This window comes from Saccharothrix sabaoui (assembly GCF_051756985.1).
GTDB lineage: Bacteria > Actinomycetota > Actinomycetes > Mycobacteriales > Pseudonocardiaceae > Actinosynnema.
Genome location: NZ_JBPKJK010000022.1, coordinates 24,298 through 45,019 on the forward strand (window position 1 = coordinate 24,298; position 20,722 = coordinate 45,019).

The 20,722-nt window shown below is 73.8% G+C and carries 11 protein-coding genes; 9 read left to right on the plus strand and 2 right to left on the minus strand.

The window, feature by feature from the left end:
• Positions 1–43: 43 nt before the first annotated feature.
• Positions 44–1,342, plus strand: a complete 1,299-nt coding sequence (locus ACR807_RS09425; protein ID WP_438920841.1) for an ROK family transcriptional regulator — start codon at positions 44–46, stop codon at positions 1,340–1,342.
• Between the two features lie 298 nt (positions 1,343–1,640).
• Positions 1,641–3,161 carry a cellulase family glycosylhydrolase gene (locus ACR807_RS09430; protein ID WP_438920842.1) on the plus strand — a complete coding sequence of 507 codons (1,521 nt, stop codon included), beginning with the start codon at positions 1,641–1,643 and terminating at the stop codon, positions 3,159–3,161.
• Between the two features lie 66 nt (positions 3,162–3,227).
• Here the strand turns inward: ACR807_RS09430 and ACR807_RS09435 are convergent, their stop codons facing one another.
• Together ACR807_RS09435 and ACR807_RS09440 are read right to left on the minus strand one after the other, a co-directional pair.
• Entirely contained in the window at positions 3,228–3,758 is a 531-nt protein-coding gene (locus ACR807_RS09435; RefSeq protein WP_438920843.1) for a flavin reductase family protein, read from the minus strand.
• Positions 3,759–3,863: 105 nt separating this feature from the next.
• Positions 3,864–5,414 (minus strand): tryptophan halogenase family protein, encoded by a 1,551-nt coding sequence (locus tag ACR807_RS09440; protein ID WP_438920844.1) that lies wholly within the window; start codon positions 5,412–5,414, stop codon positions 3,864–3,866.
• A gap of 324 nt (positions 5,415–5,738) precedes the next feature.
• Here ACR807_RS09440 and ACR807_RS09445 point away from each other — a divergent pair, with 324 nt between their 5' ends.
• The 7 genes from ACR807_RS09445 to ACR807_RS09475 all read left to right on the plus strand — a co-directional run bounded on the left by ACR807_RS09445 (position 5,739) and on the right by ACR807_RS09475 (position 20,721).
• Entirely contained in the window at positions 5,739–12,833 is a 7,095-nt protein-coding gene (locus tag ACR807_RS09445) for a non-ribosomal peptide synthetase (protein WP_438920845.1), read from the plus strand.
• A 5-nt stretch (positions 12,834–12,838) separates the two neighbouring features.
• Positions 12,839–13,060 carry an MbtH family protein gene (locus tag ACR807_RS09450; protein ID WP_438920846.1) on the plus strand — a complete coding sequence of 74 codons (222 nt, stop codon included), beginning with the start codon at positions 12,839–12,841 and terminating at the stop codon, positions 13,058–13,060.
• Between the two features lie 211 nt (positions 13,061–13,271).
• Entirely contained in the window at positions 13,272–14,216 is a 945-nt protein-coding gene (locus ACR807_RS09455) for an ABC transporter ATP-binding protein (RefSeq protein WP_438920847.1), read from the plus strand.
• Between the two features lie 2 nt (positions 14,217–14,218).
• Positions 14,219–15,052 (plus strand): hypothetical protein, encoded by an 834-nt coding sequence (locus tag ACR807_RS09460; RefSeq protein ID WP_438920848.1) that lies wholly within the window; start codon positions 14,219–14,221, stop codon positions 15,050–15,052.
• Positions 15,053–16,965: 1,913 nt separating this feature from the next.
• Positions 16,966–18,429, plus strand: coding sequence for a tryptophan 7-halogenase (locus tag ACR807_RS09465; RefSeq protein ID WP_438920849.1), 1,464 nt, complete (start codon positions 16,966–16,968; stop codon positions 18,427–18,429).
• 74 nt (positions 18,430–18,503) lie between these two features.
• Positions 18,504–19,436: an ArsR/SmtB family transcription factor gene (locus tag ACR807_RS09470; protein WP_438920850.1), complete on the plus strand. Its 933-nt coding sequence runs from the start codon at positions 18,504–18,506 to the stop codon at positions 19,434–19,436.
• Between the two features lie 100 nt (positions 19,437–19,536).
• Positions 19,537–20,721: a LeuA family protein gene (locus ACR807_RS09475; protein WP_438920851.1), complete on the plus strand. Its 1,185-nt coding sequence runs from the start codon at positions 19,537–19,539 to the stop codon at positions 20,719–20,721.
• The last annotated feature ends 1 nt before the right edge of the window (position 20,722 follow it).

A 20,722-nucleotide genomic window follows, 5' to 3' on the forward strand; every position in this document is an offset into this window, starting at 1 on the left:
CGACTGAAGTAGCCTGGCGACGTCGTCGGGTGGAGGAGGTTCCGTGGCGAGGAGCCCGCTGTGGGCGAGCCGGCCGAAGACGCGTGGCCTGGTGCTGGACGTGATCAGGGCCGCGCGGACGATCAGCCGGGTGGAACTCGCCACGGCGACCGGCCTCACCGGGGCGACGATCTCCGAGGTCGTGCGCGAGCTGCTGGGCGACGGCCTGGTGGTCGAGGTGGGGCGCGGTGCCTCGACGGGCGGCAAGCCGCGCACGCTGGTCCAGCTCAACCCGCCGGCGCGCTACGGCGTGGGCGTGCAGCTGGAGCGCAACGCGTGCGTCATCGTGGTCGTCGACCTGGCCGGGCGGCCGGTGGCGCGGACCTCGTTCCACGGCGTCGCGTCGATGCCGCCGGACCGGGCGCTGCCGCTGGTGGCGTCGCAGGTGGACGCCCTGTTGACGACGGCGGGCGTCGACCGCGCGAAGGTGCTCGGGGTCGGGCTGGTCAGCTACGGCCCGCAGGACCGGCGCGCGGGTGTGCTGCTGACGCCGCAGCCCACCGGCGAGTGGTGCGACCACCCCGTCGCGCAGCGCCTCTCGGAGCACCTGGAACTGCCCGTGCTGCTCGACAACGACGCCGCGGCGGCGGCCATCGGCGAGTACTGGATGGGTGCGGTGGACCCGCGCAGCACCTACGGCTGCATCTACATGGCCACCGGGATCGGCGGCGGGGTGGTGGTCGCGGGCGAGGTGTACCGGGGCAGCTCGTCGAACACCGCGGAGATCGGCCACGTCTCGGTCGACGTCCACGGCGACGAGTGCCCGTGCGGCAACGTCGGGTGCCTGGAGAACTACGCCGGCCCGTCGGCCGTGGTCCGGCAGGCGTTGGCGATCCCGGCCCTCGCCCGAAGGCTGGCGCTCGACCCGGCCAACGAGGACTTCCTGACCGAGTTCTCGCGGATCGCGGCCGCCGCGAACACCGGTGACCCCGAAGCCCGTGAGCTCGTCGAGCGGTCGGCGCGCTACCTCGGTCACGCCGCGGTCACCCTGGCGGTCCTGTTCGACCTGGACGCGATCGTGCTGGCCGGGCAGAGCTTCACGGTGGCGGGCTCGACCTACCGGGCGGTGATCCAGGAGCAGGTGGACCGCCGGCTGTTCGCCCGGCGGGCGCACCCGGTGCGGGTGGTGCCCTCGGTCAACGGGTCGGACGCGGCGGCGATCGGCGGAGCGGTCCTCGTCCTGCAGAGCGAGTTGACCACGGGCCGCGGCCGGTCCGAGGACGGGGCGCGCCCGGTGCCCGCCGGCGCTGCCGAGGCGCCCGACCACTCGCCGTCGGCCGGGGTGCCGAGCACGGGGCAGTAGAGCTGTTGTCAAGTTGCCTGAATAAGTCGTCACCAGGGCGGATGGCCTCGTGTGAGTGGTGATGCTGCGGTATGCCCTGGCGGCCTCCGCCCAGGGTATTGACTTACTTCGGCTACCTGAGTAACCCTCTGGGTGGTCTTGGCTCGTGTGGTGACCGACGAGGAGGAGGCGCATCCGCAGCTTTTCTGGGAGCGCTCCCAGGCCAGGCGAACCGTGTCCGACCACCGGCCTGCCGGCCCGTCGAACCCCTCCGGGGAGACGCGGCGGGGCCGGACATCACCAGCACAAAGGAGTGCCGATGTTGGGAAGAGCCAGAAAACGCCGCACCGCGCTGGCCGCGTTGGGCGCCGTGGTGTCCATCGCGGGCACGGGCCTGCTGGCGGCGGAGGGCGGGTCGTGGGCGAGTGGCGCGGGCGCGGCGCCGGCGTTCGCGTGCCGGGTCGACTACACCACCCACGACTGGGGCAGCGGGTTCGGTGCCACCGTGACCATCGCCAACCTCGGTTCCTCGGCCGTCGACGGCTGGACGCTGACCTACGGCTACACCGGCGACCAGACCCTCCGGCACGGCTGGAACGGTGCGTGGTCCCAGTCGGGCAACAAGGTCACCGTCGCGAACGCGAGCTGGAACGGCACCGTCCCCGCGGGCCGCAGCGTCAGCGCGGGGGCTAACTTCGCCTACAGCGGCACCAACGCCAAGCCCGTGGACTTCGCCGTCAACGGCGCCGCGTGCACCGGCACCGACCCGACGACCACCACCACGACGACCACCACGACCACGACCACTCCGCCGGGCGACGGGCCGGCGCCGGAACTGCGGGTGTCCGGCAACGAGCTGGTCACCGAGGACGGCACGCCGTACCGGCTGCTGGGCGTGAACCGCTCCAGCGGCGAGTTCGCCTGCGTGCAGGGCAAGGGCATGTGGGACGGCGGCCCGGTGGACCAGGCGTCGGTGGACGCGATGAAGACCTGGAACATCCACGCGGTGCGGGTGCCGTTGAACGAGGAGTGCTGGCTGGGCGTCCACGGCTCGCCCGGCGGCGCGGTCTACCAGCAGCACGTCGAGGACTACGTGGACCTGCTGGTGGCCAACGGCATCAACGTGATCCTCGACCTGCACTGGACCTGGGGCGCCTACACCGACAGCCCGGACTGGCACTGCAAGGACGAGCACGCCGTGTGCCAGAAGCCGATGCCCGACGCGAAGTACTCCCCGCAGTTCTGGACCGGCGTCGCGAACACCTTCAAGGGCAACGACGCCGTCGTGTTCGACCTGTTCAACGAGCCGTACCCGGAGATGGCCGCGAACTGGGACAAGACGCTGGGCTGGCAGTGCTGGCGCGACGGCGGCACCTGCACCGGCATCCCCTACGAGGTCGCCGGGATGCAGGACCTGGTCGACGCGGTGCGGTCCACCGGCGCGACCAACGTGCTGATGCTGGGCGGCCTGGAGTGGGCCAACGACATGCGCGAGTGGCTCGCCCACAAGCCGATCGACCCGGTTGGCAACATCGCCGCCTCGTGGCACGCCTACAGCTTCAACGCCTGCGTCACCGAAGCCTGCTGGGACACCCAGATCGCCCCGCTCGCGGCGCAGGTCCCGGTCGTGCTCGGCGAGTTCGGCCAGGACGACTGCGGCTTCGACTACATGCAGCGGCTGGTCGACTGGGCCGACGCCCACCACATCGGCTACCTGGCGTGGACGTGGAACCCCTGGGGTTGCAGCACGGGCGCCGTGCTGATCAAGGACTGGAGCGGTACGCCCGAACCCGGCGTCGGCGAGGGCCTCAAGGCCCACCTGCTCTCCGTGACGCCGTAACCACCCGCACCCGGGCAGGACCCGGTAGGCCCGCCGCCCACCCCGGCGGGCCTGCCGGCCGGGGAGTCACGTGCCCCCGCCGTCACCGTTCCTGGTGCCGCTCCCCGACGCGAGCCGCGGCCACGGGTGGTAGTCCCGCAGGCCGTAGAGCAGCGGGGGCGCGGTGGAGCGCCGGACGATGGCCAGCGGGCGCCCGAGGACGATGAGGTGCCCGCCGGTCGGGATGGTCCGCGAGACGGCGCAGTCGGCCACCGTGTGCGCGTGGTCGACCAGGTGCGGGCCCGCCCCCGACCCGGGGCGGTCCCAGGGCACCCGGCTGAACCGTCGGGGGGAGCCCGAGGCGAACAGCTCCGCCGCGGCACGACCCCGCGAGTGCAGGAGGTTGACCGCGAACAGGCCGCTCCCCGACACCGCCGCCGCCGTCGGGCTGCCGGTCCGCAGGCAGACGAGCAGCGTCGGGGGGTCGAGGGTGGCGCTGCACAGCGAGGAGCACGTCATGCCGCGCGGCGTCCCGTCCGGGTCGAAGGCGGTGATCACGGCGACACCGGTGGGGAAGCGGGACATCATGTCCCGCAGCCCCACGTCCGGCCCTGTCATCCGACCTCCGTCTCCGGCTCCCGGCGGGACCGACCGGGCCCCGGCGGTACCGGGCCCCGGCGGTACCGAGCCCCTGCGGGACCGAAGCCCCGGTGGCACCGGACCTCAGCGGAACTGGGCGAAGTACTCGTACTGGTTCGGCAGCGTGCGGACGAGTTCGTCGGCGCGGTCGCGGATCTGCTCGAACTGCTTGCGCGCGGCCGTGTCGTCGATGAGGTCCAGGGCGGGGGAGTGCCGCAGCGGCAGACCGCCCATGCCGAGCAGGACGCACGCGTACGAGTACGGCGGCAACCCGTGGTAGTAGGGGTAGATCGTCTCCGAGTCCGGCAGGTGCGTGCGCCACCGCTCCAGGCGCTCCTCCATGCCGTCCGGCAGCACCCGCGTCTTGGCGTCGCGCCAGTACTGGGTGTCGTTCCGCGCGGCGGCCCGGTAGTGCAGCACCAGGAACTCGCGCACCCCGTCCATGACGTGCCCGACCGCTTCGTTGTAGAGGTCGCGCAGCGCGACGTCCCAGTCGTCGCCGGGGAAGAACTTGACGAGCTGCTCGATGGCGTGGTGGATGAAGAAGATCCCGGTGGACTCCAGCGGTTCGACGAACCCGCTCGACAGCCCGACCGCGACGCAGTTGTTCACCCACGACCGCCTGCTGCGGCCGATGCGCATCCTGATGTGGTTCGCCTCGACGTGCTCGGCCTCGGGGCCGACGAACTCGCGCAGCGCCCGTTCGGCCTCCTCGGGCGACAGGTAGTCCTTGGCGTAGACGTACCCCGTGCCGATCCGGCCGAACAGCGGGATCGTCCAGATCCAGCCCGCCTCGCGCGCGGTCGCCGTGGTGCACGGCCGGATGCCGCGGGTCTCCATGTCCAGCGGCACCTGGAGGGCGACGGCGCTGTCGTTGGGCAGGGTGTCCTGGAAGGACTGGAACGGCTCGCCCAGCGCCTTGTTGATCAGCACCCCGCGGAAGCCGGTGCAGTCGACGAACAGGTCGCCGTGCAGCTCGCCGTGCTCCTTCGTCACCACGTGGTCGACCCAGCCCCGGGAGTCGAGCGCCACGTGGACGACGTCGTCGACGACGTGGCGCACGCCGCGGTCGACCGCGTACCCGCTGAGGTACTGGGCCAGCTTGGCGGCCTCGAAGTGGTAGGCGTAGGGGAACTGCGTCTTGCCCTGGTGCTCGGACATCGTGAGCACGTTCGACTCCGCCACGTCGCCCGGCAGGTCCCGGCCGAGCAGGCTGCCGTCGGGGCGGCGCGGGCTGCGCTCGGCGTCGCACAGGTTGGCCATGAGGAAGCAGTCGCGGTCGAACCGGTCCGTCGGTCCGCCGCGCAGCCACCAGTCGGTGAGCGGGAAGCCCTCGACCGAGCGCAACTGCTCGAACGGGTGGTAGAAGTGGTGGCCCGGCTCGCGCCAGTCCTGGAACCGCACGGCGAGCTTGTAGGTGGCGTTGCACGCCGGCATCCAGTCCGACTCCTCCAGGCCCAGGTAGGCGAAGAAGTGCCGGATGTCGCTGAACGTCGCCTCCCCGACGCCGATGGTGCCGATGCGGTCGGACTCGACCACCGTGACCTGCACGCGATCGTCGAAGGCGGCCTTGAGGTAGGAGGCGGTCATCCACCCCGCGGTGCCGCCGCCGACGATGACGATCCTGTCTGGCATGGGGCGCTCCATCGCATGTCCGTCGCGCGGGGAGCGGCGTGCGCCGGAAGGCGCCGGACGTCCCGCGTGGACGCCGCAGCGGACCGCTTTCCCTGTCGTCGTCCCGATACTAGGAACGGTGCGACAGCGCGTGCCAGGTGCTTAAGCACAGCGCGAAAGACCCGGGCCGTCCGGCGAACGGGCAGGTGGCGGCGTGCGGGGGCGGACGTTCAGCCGCAGCTTAAACGCCGGGGGAAGCGTTGACCCCCCGACGTGCCCGCTTGTTTCATCGCTGCACCGGTGGTGGTCCGGCCCCCGGGTCCTGAGCGACTGGAGGACGTCACGGTGACCGTGGTCGGACTTGCCGATGTGCTGCCGCTGACGCCGCTGCAGGAAGGTCTCCTGTTCCACAACCTCTACGCCCCCGAGGCCGAGGACGTGTACCTGTCGCAGCTCGTGCTGGAGGGCGAGGGGCCGCTGTCGACGGACGCGCTGCGCGCGGCGCTCGACGCGCTGCTGGCCCGGCACAGCACGCTGCGCGTCGGCATCCGGCACGAGGGGTTGAGCCGACCGGTCCAGGTCGTGCCCGCCGAGGCCGCGGGCCGGTTGCGCGAGGTCGACCTCGGCGCCGAACCGGACGCGGGCGCCGCGCTGGAGCGCCTGCTGGACGAGGACCGGTCCGAGGGCGTCGACCTGGCCGACCCGCCCCTGCTGCGGCTCCTCGTCGTGCGCATGCCCGGGACGCGGTGGCGCCTGGTGCTGACCTACCACCACCTGCTGCTCGACGGCTGGTCGGTGCCCGTGCTGCTCAACGAGCTGTTCACCCTCTACACCCGCGGACCCCGCCACCCGCTGCCCCCGGTCACCCCGTACCGCGCCTACCTGGGCTGGTTGGCGGGGCGCGACCAGGAGGCGGCGCGCGCGGCGTGGCGGGCCGCGCTGGGGGACCTGACCCGCCCGACGCTGCTCGCCGCGCCGGGCGTGACGCGGGTCCCGGTGCGCCCCCGGCGCGTGGAGTTCGCCCTCGACGAGGACCGGACCGCGGCGTTGCGCGACGTGGCGCGGGCGCGGGGGCTGACCGCGGCCACCGTCGTGCGGGCCGCGTGGGCCGTGGTGCTGGGCGGCCTGCTGGACCGCGACGACGTCGTGTTCGGCACGACCGTGTCCGGGCGCCCGCCCGAGGTGCCCGGCGTGGACCGGATGATCGGGCTGTTCATCAACTCGGTGCCGGCGCGCGTGCGCCTCGACCCCGCCGAGCCGGTGGGCGCGCTGCTTGACCGCGTGCACCGGGAGCACGGCGCGCTCATCCCGCACGAGCACCTCGGGCTCGCCGAGGTGCAGCGGGTCGTCGGCGCGGGCGAGCTGTTCGACACCATGACCGTCTTCGAGAACTACCCGCACGACGGCGGCGGCGCGGTCGTCCCCGGCGGCTCGGGGACGCGGGTCCTCGGGATCAGCGGGCAGGACAGCACCCACTACCCGCTCGGGCTCGTCGCCGTCCCCGGCCCACGCCTGCTCCTGCGCCTCGACCACCGCCCCGACGTCGTGGACGAGGCCACCGCGGACTCCGTGGCCAGGCGGCTGGCGCGGGTCCTGGAGAGGATGCTCGACGACCCGGGACGCCCGGTCGGCGACCTCGACCTGGCCGACCGCGAGGTGGCCGGCCGTGAGACAGCCGACCGCGAGGTGACCGACCGCGAGGCGGCCGCCCCCGACGCGGCGGGCGCGCCCGGCACGAGCGTGCCCGCGGTGTTCGCCCGGGTCGCCGCCGCCACGCCGGACGCGGTCGCACTGCGCGCCGACGGCCTCGACCTGACCTACGCCGAACTCGACGCGCGGGCGGACCGGCTGGCCCGCAGGCTGGTCGCGGCGGGGGTCGGGCCGGAGGACCCGGTGGCGTTGCTCATGCGGCGCGGGCCGGACGTCGTCGTGGCCGAACTCGCCGTGCTCAAGGCGGGCGGCGCCTACCTGCCGCTGCACCAGGCCCACCCCGACGACCGGCTCCGCCGCGTGCTCGCCGGGGCCGGCGTGCGCCTGCTCCTCTCCGACGACGCCTCCGCCGCCCGCGCGGACGCGCTCGGCGTCGCCGTCCTGGGCCCCGACGACGGCGCGTCGCTGCCCGAGCCGGCCGCGCGTCCACTGCCCGACCAGCTCGCCTGCCTCATGCAGACCTCCGGCTCGACCGGCGGGCCGAAGAACGTGGCCGTCACCCACCGCGCCGTCGTCGACCTGGCACGCGACCACTCCTGGGTCGACGGCGCCCGCGAACGGGTCCTGGCGCAGTCGCCGCACGCCTTCGACGCCGCCACCAACGAGGTGTGGCCCTGCCTGCTCACCGGCGGCACCGTCGTGTTCGCGCCGCCCGACGAGCTGTCCCCGGCCGCGCTGGTGCGCCTCCTGGAGTCCGAGCGCGTCACCGGCGCGTGCCTGACCGCGGCCATGCTGCCCGTGCTGGTCGAGGCGGGCCCGGCCCTGCCGCGCTCCCTGCGGCAGCTGTGGGTCGGCGGAGAGCAGGTCGCGCGCCCGGCGGTGCGGGCCGTGCTCGACGCGTGCCCGGACCTGGTCCTCACCAACGCCTACGGCCCCACCGAGGCCACGTCGTACGCCACGACCTACACCGCGCGCGCCGCTACGGCCGTGCCCGAGGTCGTGCCGATCGGCACGCCCGCGGCGCACGCCCGCGCGTACACGCTCGACTCGGCGCTGCGCCCGGTCCCGCCCGGCGGGACCGGGCACCTGTACCTCGCGGGCACGGGGCTCGCGCGCGGCTACCGGGGCCGACCGGGGCTGAGCGCCGAGCGGTTCGTCGCCGACCCGTTCGGGCCGCCCGGTGGGCGGATGTACCGCACCGGGGACGTGGTGCGGGTGGCCGGCGACGGCGAGCTGACCTGGGTCGGCCGGGCCGACGACCAGGTCAAGGTGCGGGGCTTCCGGGTGGAGCCGGGTGAGGTCGAGGCCGCGCTGGCCGCGCGGCCCGGCGTCGCCGCGGCCGTGGTGGTCGCCGTCCAGGACACCGGTGGCGTCCGCCTGGTCGCCCACGTGCTGCCCGCCCCGGGCGCCACACCGGTGCTGCGGGAGCTGCGGGACGCGCTGTCCGCCGTGCTGCCGGACTACGCGATCCCCGACACGATCGAGCTCGTCGACGCGTTCCCGTTGACCCCGAACGGGAAGGTCGACCGCCGCGCCCTCGCGGAGACCCGGCCCGACCGGCACGTCCGGGTGGCGGGCAGGTCGCCCCGCGGACCCCGCGAGGAGGTCCTGTGCGGGCTGTTCGCCGACCTGCTCAACCTGCCCGCGGTCGGCGTGGACGACAACTTCTTCGACCTCGGCGGGCACTCCCTGTCCGCCACCAGGCTGGTCAGCCGGGTCCGGTCGGTGCTCGGCGTCGAGGTCGAGCTCCGCAGCGTCTTCGACTCGCCCACGCCCGCCGGCCTGGCGGCGGCACTGGACACCGAGGTCGGGAACAGGCCGGCGATCCGGCCACGGGGCCACGACCGGCCCGTCCCGCTGTCGTCGACGCAGCGCAGGCTGTGGTTCCTCGACCGGATGGAAGGACCCTCGTCCACCTACAACGTCCCGGTCGCCCTGCGCCTGCGCGGTGAACCGGACCTCGCGGCGCTCCGCGCCGCGCTGGCGGACCTGGTCGAGCGGCACGAGTCGCTGCGCACCACCCTGGTCGGCGACGGCGGCGAACCCCGGCAGGTGGTCCTGGCGCCACACGAGGCCGTGCCGCCGCTGCCCGTCACCGCCACCTCGGCCGAGCGGCTGGCCGAGGACCTCGCCGCCGCCGCGGCCGTCCCCTTCGACCTGGCCGCCGAACCCCCGCTGCGCACCGGCCTGTTCTCCCTCGGGCCGGCGGACAACGTCCTGCTGCTCGTGGTGCACCACACCGCGGCCGACGGGTGGTCCCGCAGGCCGCTGCTGACCGACCTCGGCCGGGCCTACGCGGCCAGGCGGGCGGGCCGGGCCCCGGACCGGACGCCGTTGCCCGTCCAGTACGCGGACTGGGCGCAGTGGCAGCACGACCTGCTCCAGGGCGCGCACGACCCCGCGAGTCCCCTCGCCCGCCAGCTCGACCACTGGCGCACGACCCTGCGCGACCTGCCCGAACACCTCGACCTGCCGCTGGACCACGCGCGGCCCGCCATCGGCTCGCCGCGCGGCGACGCGGTCGGCTTCACCGTGCCCGCCGAGCTGCACGCGCGGATCGCGGGCGTGGCCCGCGACCACCGGGCGACCACCTTCATGGTGCTCCAGGCCGCCCTGGCCGTCGTGCTCCGCCGGATGGGCGCGGGCGAGGACATCCCGTTCGGGACGCCGATCGCCGGCCGCACCGACGACGCCCTCGACGACCTGATCGGGTTCTTCGCCAACACGCTCGTGCTGCGCACCGACCTGCGGGGCGACCCCACCTTCGCCGAGCTGCTGGCCAGGGTCCGCGCGGTCGACCTCGCGGCCTACGACAACCAGGACGTGCCCTTCGAACGGCTGGTGGAGCTGCTCAACCCGACCCGCTCGACCGCCGCGCACCCGCTGTTCCAGGTGCTGCTCACGCTCGACAACACCACCGGGCCCGACGCGGGCGCCGAGTTCCTCGACGGGCTCTCCGCCGAGGCCGTGCCGGTGGACACCGGGGTCGCCAAGTTCGACCTCGCGTTCGGCTTCTCCCCGCACCGGGGCACCGGCGTCCAGCACCCGCCGCTGCACGGCGTCGTGGAGTACCGCACGGACCTGTTCCGGCAGGACACCGCCGAGCTGCTCGGCCGCCGCCTGCTGGTGGTGCTCGACCGGCTCACCCGCGCGCCCGGACTGCGCGTCGGCGAGGTCGACCTGCTCGAACCCGGCGAGGCGGACCTCGTCCTCGACACCTGGAACCCGGTCGACCCGACCACCTCGCCCGCCACCGTCCCCGCGCTGTTCGCCGCCACCGCCGCCCGCGTGCCCGACCGGGTCGCCCTGGTCCACGACGACGGCGACCAGGTGGAGCTGACCTACCGACAGCTGTCCGAGGCCGTCAACCGGCTGACCCGGCTGCTGGTGGAGCGCGGCGCCGCACCGGAACGACCCGTCGCGGTGGCCCTGCCGCACTCCCCGGACTGGGTGGTGGCGCTGCTCGCGGTGTTCGCCTCCGGGGCCACCTACCTGCCCGTCGACCCCGGCTACCCGCCCGACCGGGTGGCCTTCATGCTCGCCGACGCGGACCCCGTGCTCGTGCTGACCACCACCGGGTGGGCCCGGCGCGGGGCGCACGGCGACGCGCCCGTCGTGGCGCTCGACGACCCCGCCGTCGTCTCTGACCTGGCGGGGCGGTCCGGTGAGCCGCTGACCGACGCGGACGTGCCGGCGCCGCCGCGGGTGGACAACGCGGCGTACACCATCTACACGTCGGGCTCCACGGGCAGGCCCAAGGGCGTGGTGCTGACCTGCGCCGGCGTGGTCGACCTGGTCAAGGAGCAGACCGAGCACTTCGGCGTGTCCGGGCGCAGCCGGTTGCTGCAACTGGTGTCCTCCAGCTTCGACGCCTCGCTCTGGAACGTCTTCGGCGGCCTGCTCAGCGGCGCGGCGGTCGTGCTGGCGCCCGACGAGCGCCCGACCGGGGCCGCGCTGGCCGCGTTCGCGGCACGCCACCGGGTCACGCACGTCGCGCTGCCGACCGCGGTGGTGGCCGGGTTGCCCGACGGCGGCCTCGCGCCCGGGGTCACGCTCACCGTCAGCGGTGACGTGTGCCCGCCCGAGCTGGTCGCCCGCTGGGCCGCGGACCGGCTGATGGTCAACGGGTACGGCCCCACGGAGGCCACCATCGGCGTCACCTGGTGGCGGTGCGACCCCGCCGACACCGGCCGGGTGCCGATCGGCAGGCCGTTCCGCAACTCCCGGATCTACGTGCTCGACCCGGCGCTGCGGCCGGTGCCGCCGGGCGCCGCGGGCGAGCTGTTCATCGCGGGACCCGCGCTGGCCCGCGGCTACCACGGCGCGCGTGCGCTCACCGCCGAGCGGTTCGTCGCCGACCCGCACGGCGCGCCCGGGACCCGGATGTACCGCACCGGCGACCTGGGCCGGTGGCGTCCCGACGGGGTGCTGGAGTTCGTCGGCCGGGTGGACGAGCAGGTCAAGATCCGCGGCTTCCGGGTCGAACCGGCGGAGGTCGAGGCCGCGCTGGCGGCGCACCCGGACGTCGCCGAGGCGGCGGTCGCGGTGTGGCAGCGCACACCCACCGACCGGCGGCTGGCCGCGTACGCGGTGCCGGCGCCGGGCTCCACCGCCACGGCGCCCGCCCTGCGGGCCCACCTGCTCGCCACGCTGCCCCGCTACCTGGTCCCGGACCGGGTAGTGCTCGTGGACGCCCTCCCGCTGACCCCCAACGGCAAGGTCGACCGGGCGGCGCTGCCCGAACCCGCACCCGTGGCGCGGGCGGACCGGCGCAGCCGCACCCCGGTGGAGGAGGCGCTGTGCGCGTGCTTCGCCGCCGCGCTCGACCTGCCCGACGTCGGCGTGCACGACGACTTCTTCGAGCTGGGCGGCCACTCGCTGCTGGTCACCGACCTGGTGGGCCGGGTGCGGGAGGCGCTGGGGCGCGAGGTGTCCATCCGGGACCTGTTCGTCGCGCCGACACCGGCGGCGCTCGCCGAGCGCGCGGGCGGCCCGTCCGACCCGCTGGAGGTCCTGCTCCCGCTGCGCGCCGAGGGCACCGGGACGCCGCTGTTCTGCCTGCACCCGGGCCTGGGGCTCGGGTGGTGCTACGGCCCGCTGGCCCGCCGGTCGACCGGCCCGGTGTACGCCGTGCAGGCCAGGGGGCTGCGCCTCGGCGAGGACCCCGCCGCCACCGTCGAGGAGATGGTGGCCGACTACGTCGCGGTGATCCGCTCCGCCCACCCGGACGGGCCGTACCGCCTGCTCGGCTGGTCGTCCGGCGGGCTGCTGGCCCACCGCGTCGCGACCGCCCTGCGCGCCGCCGGGGAGCGGGTCGAGCTGCTCGCCCTCGTCGACGCCTACCCACCCGCTCCGGGCGGGGTGGGGGAGTGGTCGGAGGACGAGGCGTACGCGCAGCTCGCCGGTGACCTGGGCGTGGACCCCCGGACCCTCGACGACCGCGGCGCGGCGGACCTCGCCGCCCGGTTGGCCGACCTCGGGCACCCGATGGGGCACCTGCCCGGCGGGGACCCCCGGTCCGCGTCGGCGGTGTTCGTCAACACCAGCAGGCTCACCCGCGACGTGCGGCTCGACCCGTTCGACGGCGACGTCGTGGTGTTCACCGCCGAGGACACCGCCCGGCGGGACGACCCGAGGTGGTCGGCGGGGGCGTGGCGCGGCCTCACGGGCGGGCGGCTCGCCGAGCACCCCGTGCCCGGCGGCCACGAGGACCTGATGACCGTCGAACGGGCGGTCGACGAGATCAGCCGTGTCCTGGCCGCCAGGGCCGGGACCGACAGGGAGGGATGACAGCGGTGACCAACCCGTTCGAGGACCCCGACGGCCGGTACGCCGTGCTCGTCAACGACGAGGGGCAGTACTCGCTGTGGCCGACCTTCGCCGACGTGCCGGCAGGGTGGTCGGTGGCGCTCCAGGAAACCGACCGGCAGTCCTGCCTGGACTTCATCGAGCGCACCTGGACCGACATGCGCCCGCGCAGCCTGGTCGAGGCGATGGAGAAGACGGCGGCCGACTGAACGACCCCGCCCGGAGGCCCAGAGGCCCAGAGGCCCGGACGGCACAGACGGCCCCGACGGCACCGCGCCGCCGGGGCCGTCGGCGTCGTCGGCGTTGTCGATCACCCGAACGGTCTCTGTCGAAAGTCCCGGTCGAGTGCTGCTTACGACCGATGGATCGGCCGCGTGCAGTCCCTAACCTCGATCACGACATCATCGACGGAGGGGTTCCTTGATCACGCTGAGCGGGCTGACGAAGCGCTACGGGGACACCGTGGCGGTAGACGACCTGGACCTGGAGATCGCTCCGGGGCGGGTCACCGGCTTCCTGGGGCCCAACGGTTCCGGCAAGTCCACCACCATGCGCATGATCCTCGGGCTCGACAGCCCGTCCGAGGGCCGGGCGTTGATCGACGGGAAGCCCTACGCGGCGCTCAGCCACCCGCTGCGGCGCGTGGGCGCCCTGCTCGACGCGAAGTCGCTGCACCCCGGCCGCCGGGCCCGCAGCCACCTGATCGCGATGGCCCGCAGCAACGGCATCCCGCTGTCGCGGGTCGACGAGGTGCTGGAGATCGTCGGCCTGGAGAAGGTGGCGCGCAAGCGGGCGGGTGAGTTCTCCCTCGGCATGGGGCAACGGCTGGGCATCGCCGGCGCGCTGCTGGGCGACCCCGACATCCTCATCCTCGACGAGCCGGTCAACGGCCTCGACCCGGACGGCGTGCGCTGGGTGCGCGAGCTGGTGCGCGAGCTGGCCGGCGAGGGCCGGACGGTCTTCGTGTCCAGCCACCTGATGAGCGAGATGCAGCTGACCGCCGACCACCTGGTCGTCATCGGCAAGGGCAAGCTCATCGCCGAGGGGCCCATCGAGTCGATCATCGGCAACAGCTCCGCCACCGCCGTGCGGGTGCGGGTGCCCGATCCCGCCCACTTCGGCCGGCTGCGCGAGCAGTTGCTGCACCACTCGTTCACCGTCACCGCGGAGACCGCCGACAGCATCACCGTCGCGGGCAGCGCCGTCGCCGAGATCGGCGACCTCGCCTTCGAGCACGGCGTGCGGCTGCACGAGCTGCGGGTCGTCGAAGCCTCGCTGGAGGAGGCGTACATGGAGATCACCGGCGCCAGCGTCGAGTACGGCGCGCCGTCCAGGGGCGCCGCGAACACGGAAGCGCAGGTCTGAACATGGCGGACAACGTCGCTCCCCCGGCGGAGCGCTCGCGGAGCAGGGCGTCGAACGCCGAACTGCCCGCGCCGAGCGGCGGCGGGTTCCCCGGCGCGGTGTCGTCGGAGTGGAGCAAGTTCTGGACGCTGCGCTCGACGTGGTGGACCCTGATCGCCTCGACGCTCCTGCTGGCCGCCTTCACCGCCGTGATCGCGCTGGCCACCCGGCTCCAGGTCCAGGCCGAGAACGAGCCGCCCGGCTCGGTCCCGGTGGGCAGCGTGGGCGTCTCCGGGTTGCAGCTCGTGCAGTTCGCCATCATCGCGCTGGCGATCATCGCCGTGTGCTCGGAGTACCAGACCGGCAGCATCCGCTCGACCCTCCAGTGGGTGCCGAAGCGGGGCCGGGTGATCACGGCGAAGACGACGGTCGTCACCGTCGTGTGCGCGGCGGCCGGGATCGTGTTCGGCCTGCTCGGGGACGGCATCGCCTGGATCGCGCTCGGCCCGTACCGCAGCGGCGGCGTCGACGACGTCGTGCGCGACGTCCTCGCGGTCACCGTCTACCTGACCTCGCTCGGCGTGTTCAGCATGGGGCTCGGCTTCATCATCCGCAGCACCGCGGGCACCTTCGCGATCGCCCTGCTGGCGGTGTTCGGCCTGCCCGCCGCGTTCCAGGCCGTGGACAGCGCCATCCTCAACACCATGGGCCAGTACCTGCCGCTGTCGGCCGGCGGGTACCTGATCGACCGGGCCGTGGAGCCGTACGGACCGGGCACCGCGGTCGTCGTGCTCGTGGCGTGGGCGGTCGCCGCCGTAGTCGCGGGCGGGGTGCTGCTCAAGCGCCGCGACGCCTGACCGGGAGCCGGAACGCCCGCACCTGACCGCCGGTGCCCATAACCGGGCACCGGCGGCGGAAGAACACCGCGCACCGGGGGATCGCGCCCGAATTCGCTTCCCGACCGGGTTTCCCCGTTCTCGCGGTCGATTTCACGGGTGGGTCGCCGGGGTCCCGTCCCCGGAATGCGCGTCGACCGGCGGTAAGGGACGCCGGTTCGCGATCGGCCGGTGGTCGCCACGACGGCCCCCGGTCGATCGGCATGCCCGCTCCGCGGAGTCGTCATCCGTGTCCGGACCTCTCCGGTTCTCCGGGGAGGAAGACGTGGTTGCCCCTGTCGGCACGCGGCCGAGCTGAATGATCCGGGGCGGGTGCTCCACCACCACGTGAACCGGGGACCCGCCTTCTCCGCTGTCGTGCCCGGAAGCGGATCACAGGATGGTCGGAAGTCCGAATCGGTACCGGTGACCGGGTCGGAACCCGGTCTTGGCGGAAAGACGGCCGCAGTTCGTCCGCGGGGAGATCGGGTGCGGGACCCGGCGTCCGGCGAACACCGCCTTCAGCGTCGGCGGCACCGCCGTGTCACCGTCGCGGGGAAATCCGCTCGGAATTCCGGCTGCGGTCGCCGGGCCCGTCGCCGCGTCGCTCGACCCGGGAAGTGCGGGCCGGACGCCCGGGGCGCGGCTTGAACGGCCGCGGGTCCGGGGGTTGCTGAGGACGTGGTGGCGAACGGCGGTCGTCCACCGGGCCGGTCACGACCGCGACATCGGGATTCGGTCCCGCACCCCGCGGTCAGATCGCCCATTCGGGTCAGAAGATGGCTCGACAGTGGTGTCGACGGGGCGGGGCGACAGGTTGGCACCCCGATCGGGGTAGCGCGACGAGGTCTGCGGTCGACTCAACGTGAGCATTGCCGACCCTGCTTCCAGGGGTTGACCCCGACGGCGGCCTGTGCGGTGGCGGTCGGGGGACGGGCATCGACCGTCACCCGGGGTGCCTTGATCGTTCCTTTGAGTCACCGCCCGAGCGGCGGAGAGCGCCCGTCGGTGACGCTTCGACCCGGCCGATCGGGTCCGAGGTGCGGTGATCCGCTCCCGTCCGTGCTCGAACACCGGGTGAGCGCGTTTCCGGTTCCCGGTGTCGTCTCCCTTTCCCCTTTGAGGTGCACTGCCGCGTTCGGCGTGGCCGGTGGGAGAACGCGAAACGGAACGGGGCCCCGGAATACCGGTGCGGGCCGACCGCGTCCCGGTGCGGAACCGCGGTGGTGAAAGGGGCGGCTCGTGCGCGTGGTGACCCGGTCCGGGGTCGATGAGTCGTCGCGGTAGTGGCGGTCGGCCGCCGGGGTGTCGTGATCCCGCGGTTCGTCGGCCGCCGGGACCACGAGTGCGGTCGTCGACGTGCTTTCGCGTTTTTCGCGACGCGTGGTGTCCGCACCCTCCCGGTTCCCGCATTCCGGTGTGATCGGGAACCGCGTCGGCAAGGCGGGCTCCGGCTGCCGGTTCTTCGGTGCGGGATGGCTGTCCGCGCTTTCCCCGAGTCTCGGCTGCGTAAGGTCGGTGCGGTCGGAGAGCATTCCCGGGGCACCTCTTCCGGCGTGCGGGCAATTCGCTCGGTGAATGACGTTCCCCGCCACTCCCGCCTTGTCGGGATGTCGGGCTTTTCGGGGTGACTTCGCAGGTGGGGTGCCGATCGAACCACCCCGGGTACGCCATACGGCCGATACTTCGGGGTGGTTGACACCTTCGCGGAAGCTCTTGCAAGATGAGCCCGGTCAATGGAAGCCGGGTCGTGGTTCGTGCCGGCCGAGAGGCTGGTGCGTGGGGGCGACCGACATTCCTGTGGTCGGTGATCGTCAACCCTATTCGGGCCGGTCGTGGGGCAAGGCGACGATGTGGTGAATACCCATGATTGCGGACACCGGAATTGAGGGAGCATGACGGGCGGAGACCGGGAAGAGGATTTCGACGTCGTCGTCGTGGGCGGCGGGCCCGGCGGGTCGACGACCGCGGCGCTGGTCGCGAGGCAGGGCCACCGGGTGCTGCTCCTGGAACGGGACCACCACCCCCGGTACCAGATCGGGGAGTCCCTGCTGCCCGCCACCGTGCACGGCGTCTGCCGCATCCTCGGCGTCGCCGACGAACTGGCGAACGCCGGTTTCCCGCGCAAGCGCGGCGGCACGTTCAAGTGGGGCGCTTCGCCCGAACCGTGGGACTTCTCGTTCGCCCTTTCCCCGCGCATGGCGGGTCCCACGTCCTACGCCTACCAGGTCGAGCGCGCGCGGTTCGACGAGATCCTGCTGCGCAACGCCGCGGCGGAAGGCGTCGAGGTCCGCGAGGGGTGTGCCGTCCGCCGCGTGCTGACCGAGGACGACCGGGTGACGGGTGTCGAGTACACCGACCAGGACGGCACCGAGGTCGCGGTGCGCGCGCGGTACACGATCGACGCCTCCGGGAACACCAGCAGGCTGCACCGCGAGGTGGGCGGCGCGCGGCAGTACTCGCCGTACTTCCGCAACATCGCCGTGTTCGGCTACTTCGCGGGTGGGCGACGGCTGCCCGCCCCCAACAGCGGCAACATCTTCTCCGTCGCCTTCGACGAGGGGTGGATCTGGTACATCCCGCTGCGCGACGACCTGACCAGCGTCGGCGTCGTGCTCGCCGCGGACCGCGCGGGCGACGTCCAGGCCGACCCGGAGCGCGGCTGGCTGGCGGCCATCGACCGCTGCCCGGCCGTCGCGGAGATGCTCGCCGGGACGCCGCGCGCCACCGAGGCGCCCTACGACCTGGTCCGCGTGCGGAAGGACTACTCCTACGACAAGGAGGCGTTCTGGCGACCGGGCATGGCCCTGGTCGGTGACGCGGCGTGCTTCATCGACCCGGTGTTCTCCTCCGGCGTCCACCTCGCGACCTACAGCGGCCTGCTCGCCGCCCGGTCCCTCAACAGCGTGCTCGCGGACGAGGTGCCCGAGGACGTCGCGTTCGGCGAGTTCGAGGCCCGCTACCGCCGCGAGTTCGGGCTGTTCCACGAGTTCCTGGTGGCCTTCTACGACCTGCACCAGGAGCGCGACTCCTACTTCTGGAACGCCAAGCGGATCACCGGGGCCCAGGCGTCCGAGGGTGAGGCGTTCGTCGAGCTGGTCGGGGGGATCGCCTCCGGCGACAGCGGGGTCCGCGCCCCGGCCGGCGGCCTGGCCGAAGCGGTCGCCGCCGCGGTCGACGGCGGCGAGGGCGCCAACCCGCTGCTGCGCGCCAAGGTCGTGAGCGCGTCCCTCCAGGAGGGTGCCCAGTTGCAGGCGCTGGCCGAACTCGGGGAGGACAGCGGTCCGCAGACGCCGTTGTTCCAGGGCGGCCTGGTGCCCTCGGCGGACGGCCTGCGCTGGGTGCGTCCCGCCGGCTGACGCTCCCGGCAACCCCCGCGGTGACGCGCCGTGCGGCGCCACCGCCCATCGCTGTGCCGGATCGGGGAGGTAACGTGCAGCGGATCCACTTCAACGCCGAGGACCTGGCCAGGGTCCACGTCGTCAGCACCCTCGGCCACGAGGCCGAGGCCGTCTTCGCGTTGAGCATGATCGCCAGGGGAGCCGCCGCCCACTTCGGGCCGTGGCACCACCGGCTCGCCGTGCACCTGGGCGCGCACCACGACGCCGTGCAGGGCGCGGCGAGGGCGGCGCGCACCGCCGACCTGGTGCGGCTGGTGAGCGGCGTCGCGGCCACCGCCGGGACCGGCGCGGCCCGCGACGCGCTGCCCGCCGTGGTGCGCGAACTCGACCGGCGGGCGATCCAGCCCTACTGGCCGGGCATCAGTGCCTACCTCGCGGGCGAGCGCGACGCGCACGGGCGCACGCTCCTCTCGGGGGGCGTGGCGAGCCTGCTCGCCACGCTGCACCCGGCGATCCGCTGGTGCCCGCCGGTGCTGGAGGTGCCCTCCGACGACGACGAGGACATCCACCTCGGGGGTGCGGGCATCGTGCTCGCGCCGTCGCTGTTCCTCACCGGCAGACCCGCCGTGCTCGTCCGCCCCCCGTCCCCCGGCGGCCAGGTGGCGCTCGCGTTCTCCGCGACGCCCACCGCCGACGCCGCCGCGGGCCTGTGGGGCACCCGCGCGCTCGTGCGCGAGTCCCTGGGGCCGCTCGTCGGCCGCACCAGGGCGCGCCTGCTGCGCGAGACCAGGACCGGCTGCACGACCGGCGAGCTGGCCCAGCTCCTCGGCATCTCCTCGGCCTGCGTCAGCCAGCACACCGGTGTGCTGCGCGAGGCCCGGCTGATCACCACCCGCCGGCACCGCAACACCGTCGTGCACTGCATCACCACGCTCGGCATCGCGCTGCTGGGCGAGGACTTCGCGTCACCCCCGCAGGTCCCCGCGCCGACGCCCGCCGGGCAGCGAGTTTCGCGGGTGCCTTAAAGGCGTGGTGCGCGGTCGCGGGGTGCGCTGGGATGAGACCGGCGGGGGCAGACACCGAGCACTGCTGGCGGTTCGGCGAACCGTCGGGACGGAGGGCCGAGTGAGCGGTAACAACGAAAGCCGGCACAGGAGGATCGCGGTCTTCGACGCCACTCTGCGCGACGGTGAGCAGGCGCCGGGCAACGCGATGTCGCCGGAGGACAAGCTGCGGTACGCGTTGGAGTCCGAGGCTTTCGGCGCGGACGTGATCGAGGTGGGGTTCCCCGCGTCGTCCCCGGCGGACTTCGTGGCCGCCGGGCTGATCGCCGACGCCCTGACCACCGCCCGGTTCTCCACCTTCAACCGGTGCTCGCGCCAGGACATCGACGCGTCGGCGTCCGCCGCGGGCATCCACCCCCGCCACCAGGTCGCCGTCTGCGGCACCGGCAGCGACCTGCACCTGGAGCACAAGCGCGGCATCACCCGCGAGCAGGCGCGCGCCGAGGGCCGCGACGCCGTGGGGTACGCGAAGTCGCTGGGGGCGACCGACATCGCGTTCTGCGTGGAGGACGCCAGCCGCGCCGACCGCGACTTCGTCAAGGCCCTGGTCTGCGACGCGGTCGAGGCGGGTGCCACCACCATCGGCATGGCGGACACGACCGGGTCGGCGACGCCCGACGAGTACGCGTCGCTCTTCGCCGCGGCGCGCCGGTGGTTGCCCGCCGACATCACGCTCTCCACGCACTGCCACGACGACCTCGGCCTGTCGCTGGCCAACGCCCTGGCGGCCGTGCTCGCCGGCGCGGACGAGGTGCAGACCACCCTCGCGGGCATCGGCGAGCGCTCCGGCAACACCCCGCTGGAGGAGGTGGCGGCGGTGCTCGCGGTCAAGGGCGACGCCCTCGGCCTCTCCACCGGCATCGCCCTCGACCGCCTCTACGACTCGTACCTGCGGCTCGCGGAGACCATCGGCCTCCAGACGCCCAGGAACAAGGCGGTCTTCGGGGACAACGCCTTCGCCACCCAGGCGGGCATCCACCAGCACGGCATCCTGCAGAACCCGGCCACCTACGAACTCGTCGACCCGGCCCGGTTCGGCAGGCGGCGGCGGCTGCTGGTCGGCAGGCACTCCGGCCGCACGATCGTGCGCCACCTCCTCGCCGACCTCGGCCGGGCCGACGACGACGAGCTGGTCGAACGGCTGTACCAGGAGCTGGTCGCGGCCCGCGCCGGGGCCGAGTGCGACGAGCTCGACGCGCTGCGCGCGCGGGTGACCGCCGAGCTGGAAGCGGTGGCGCGCTCGTGAC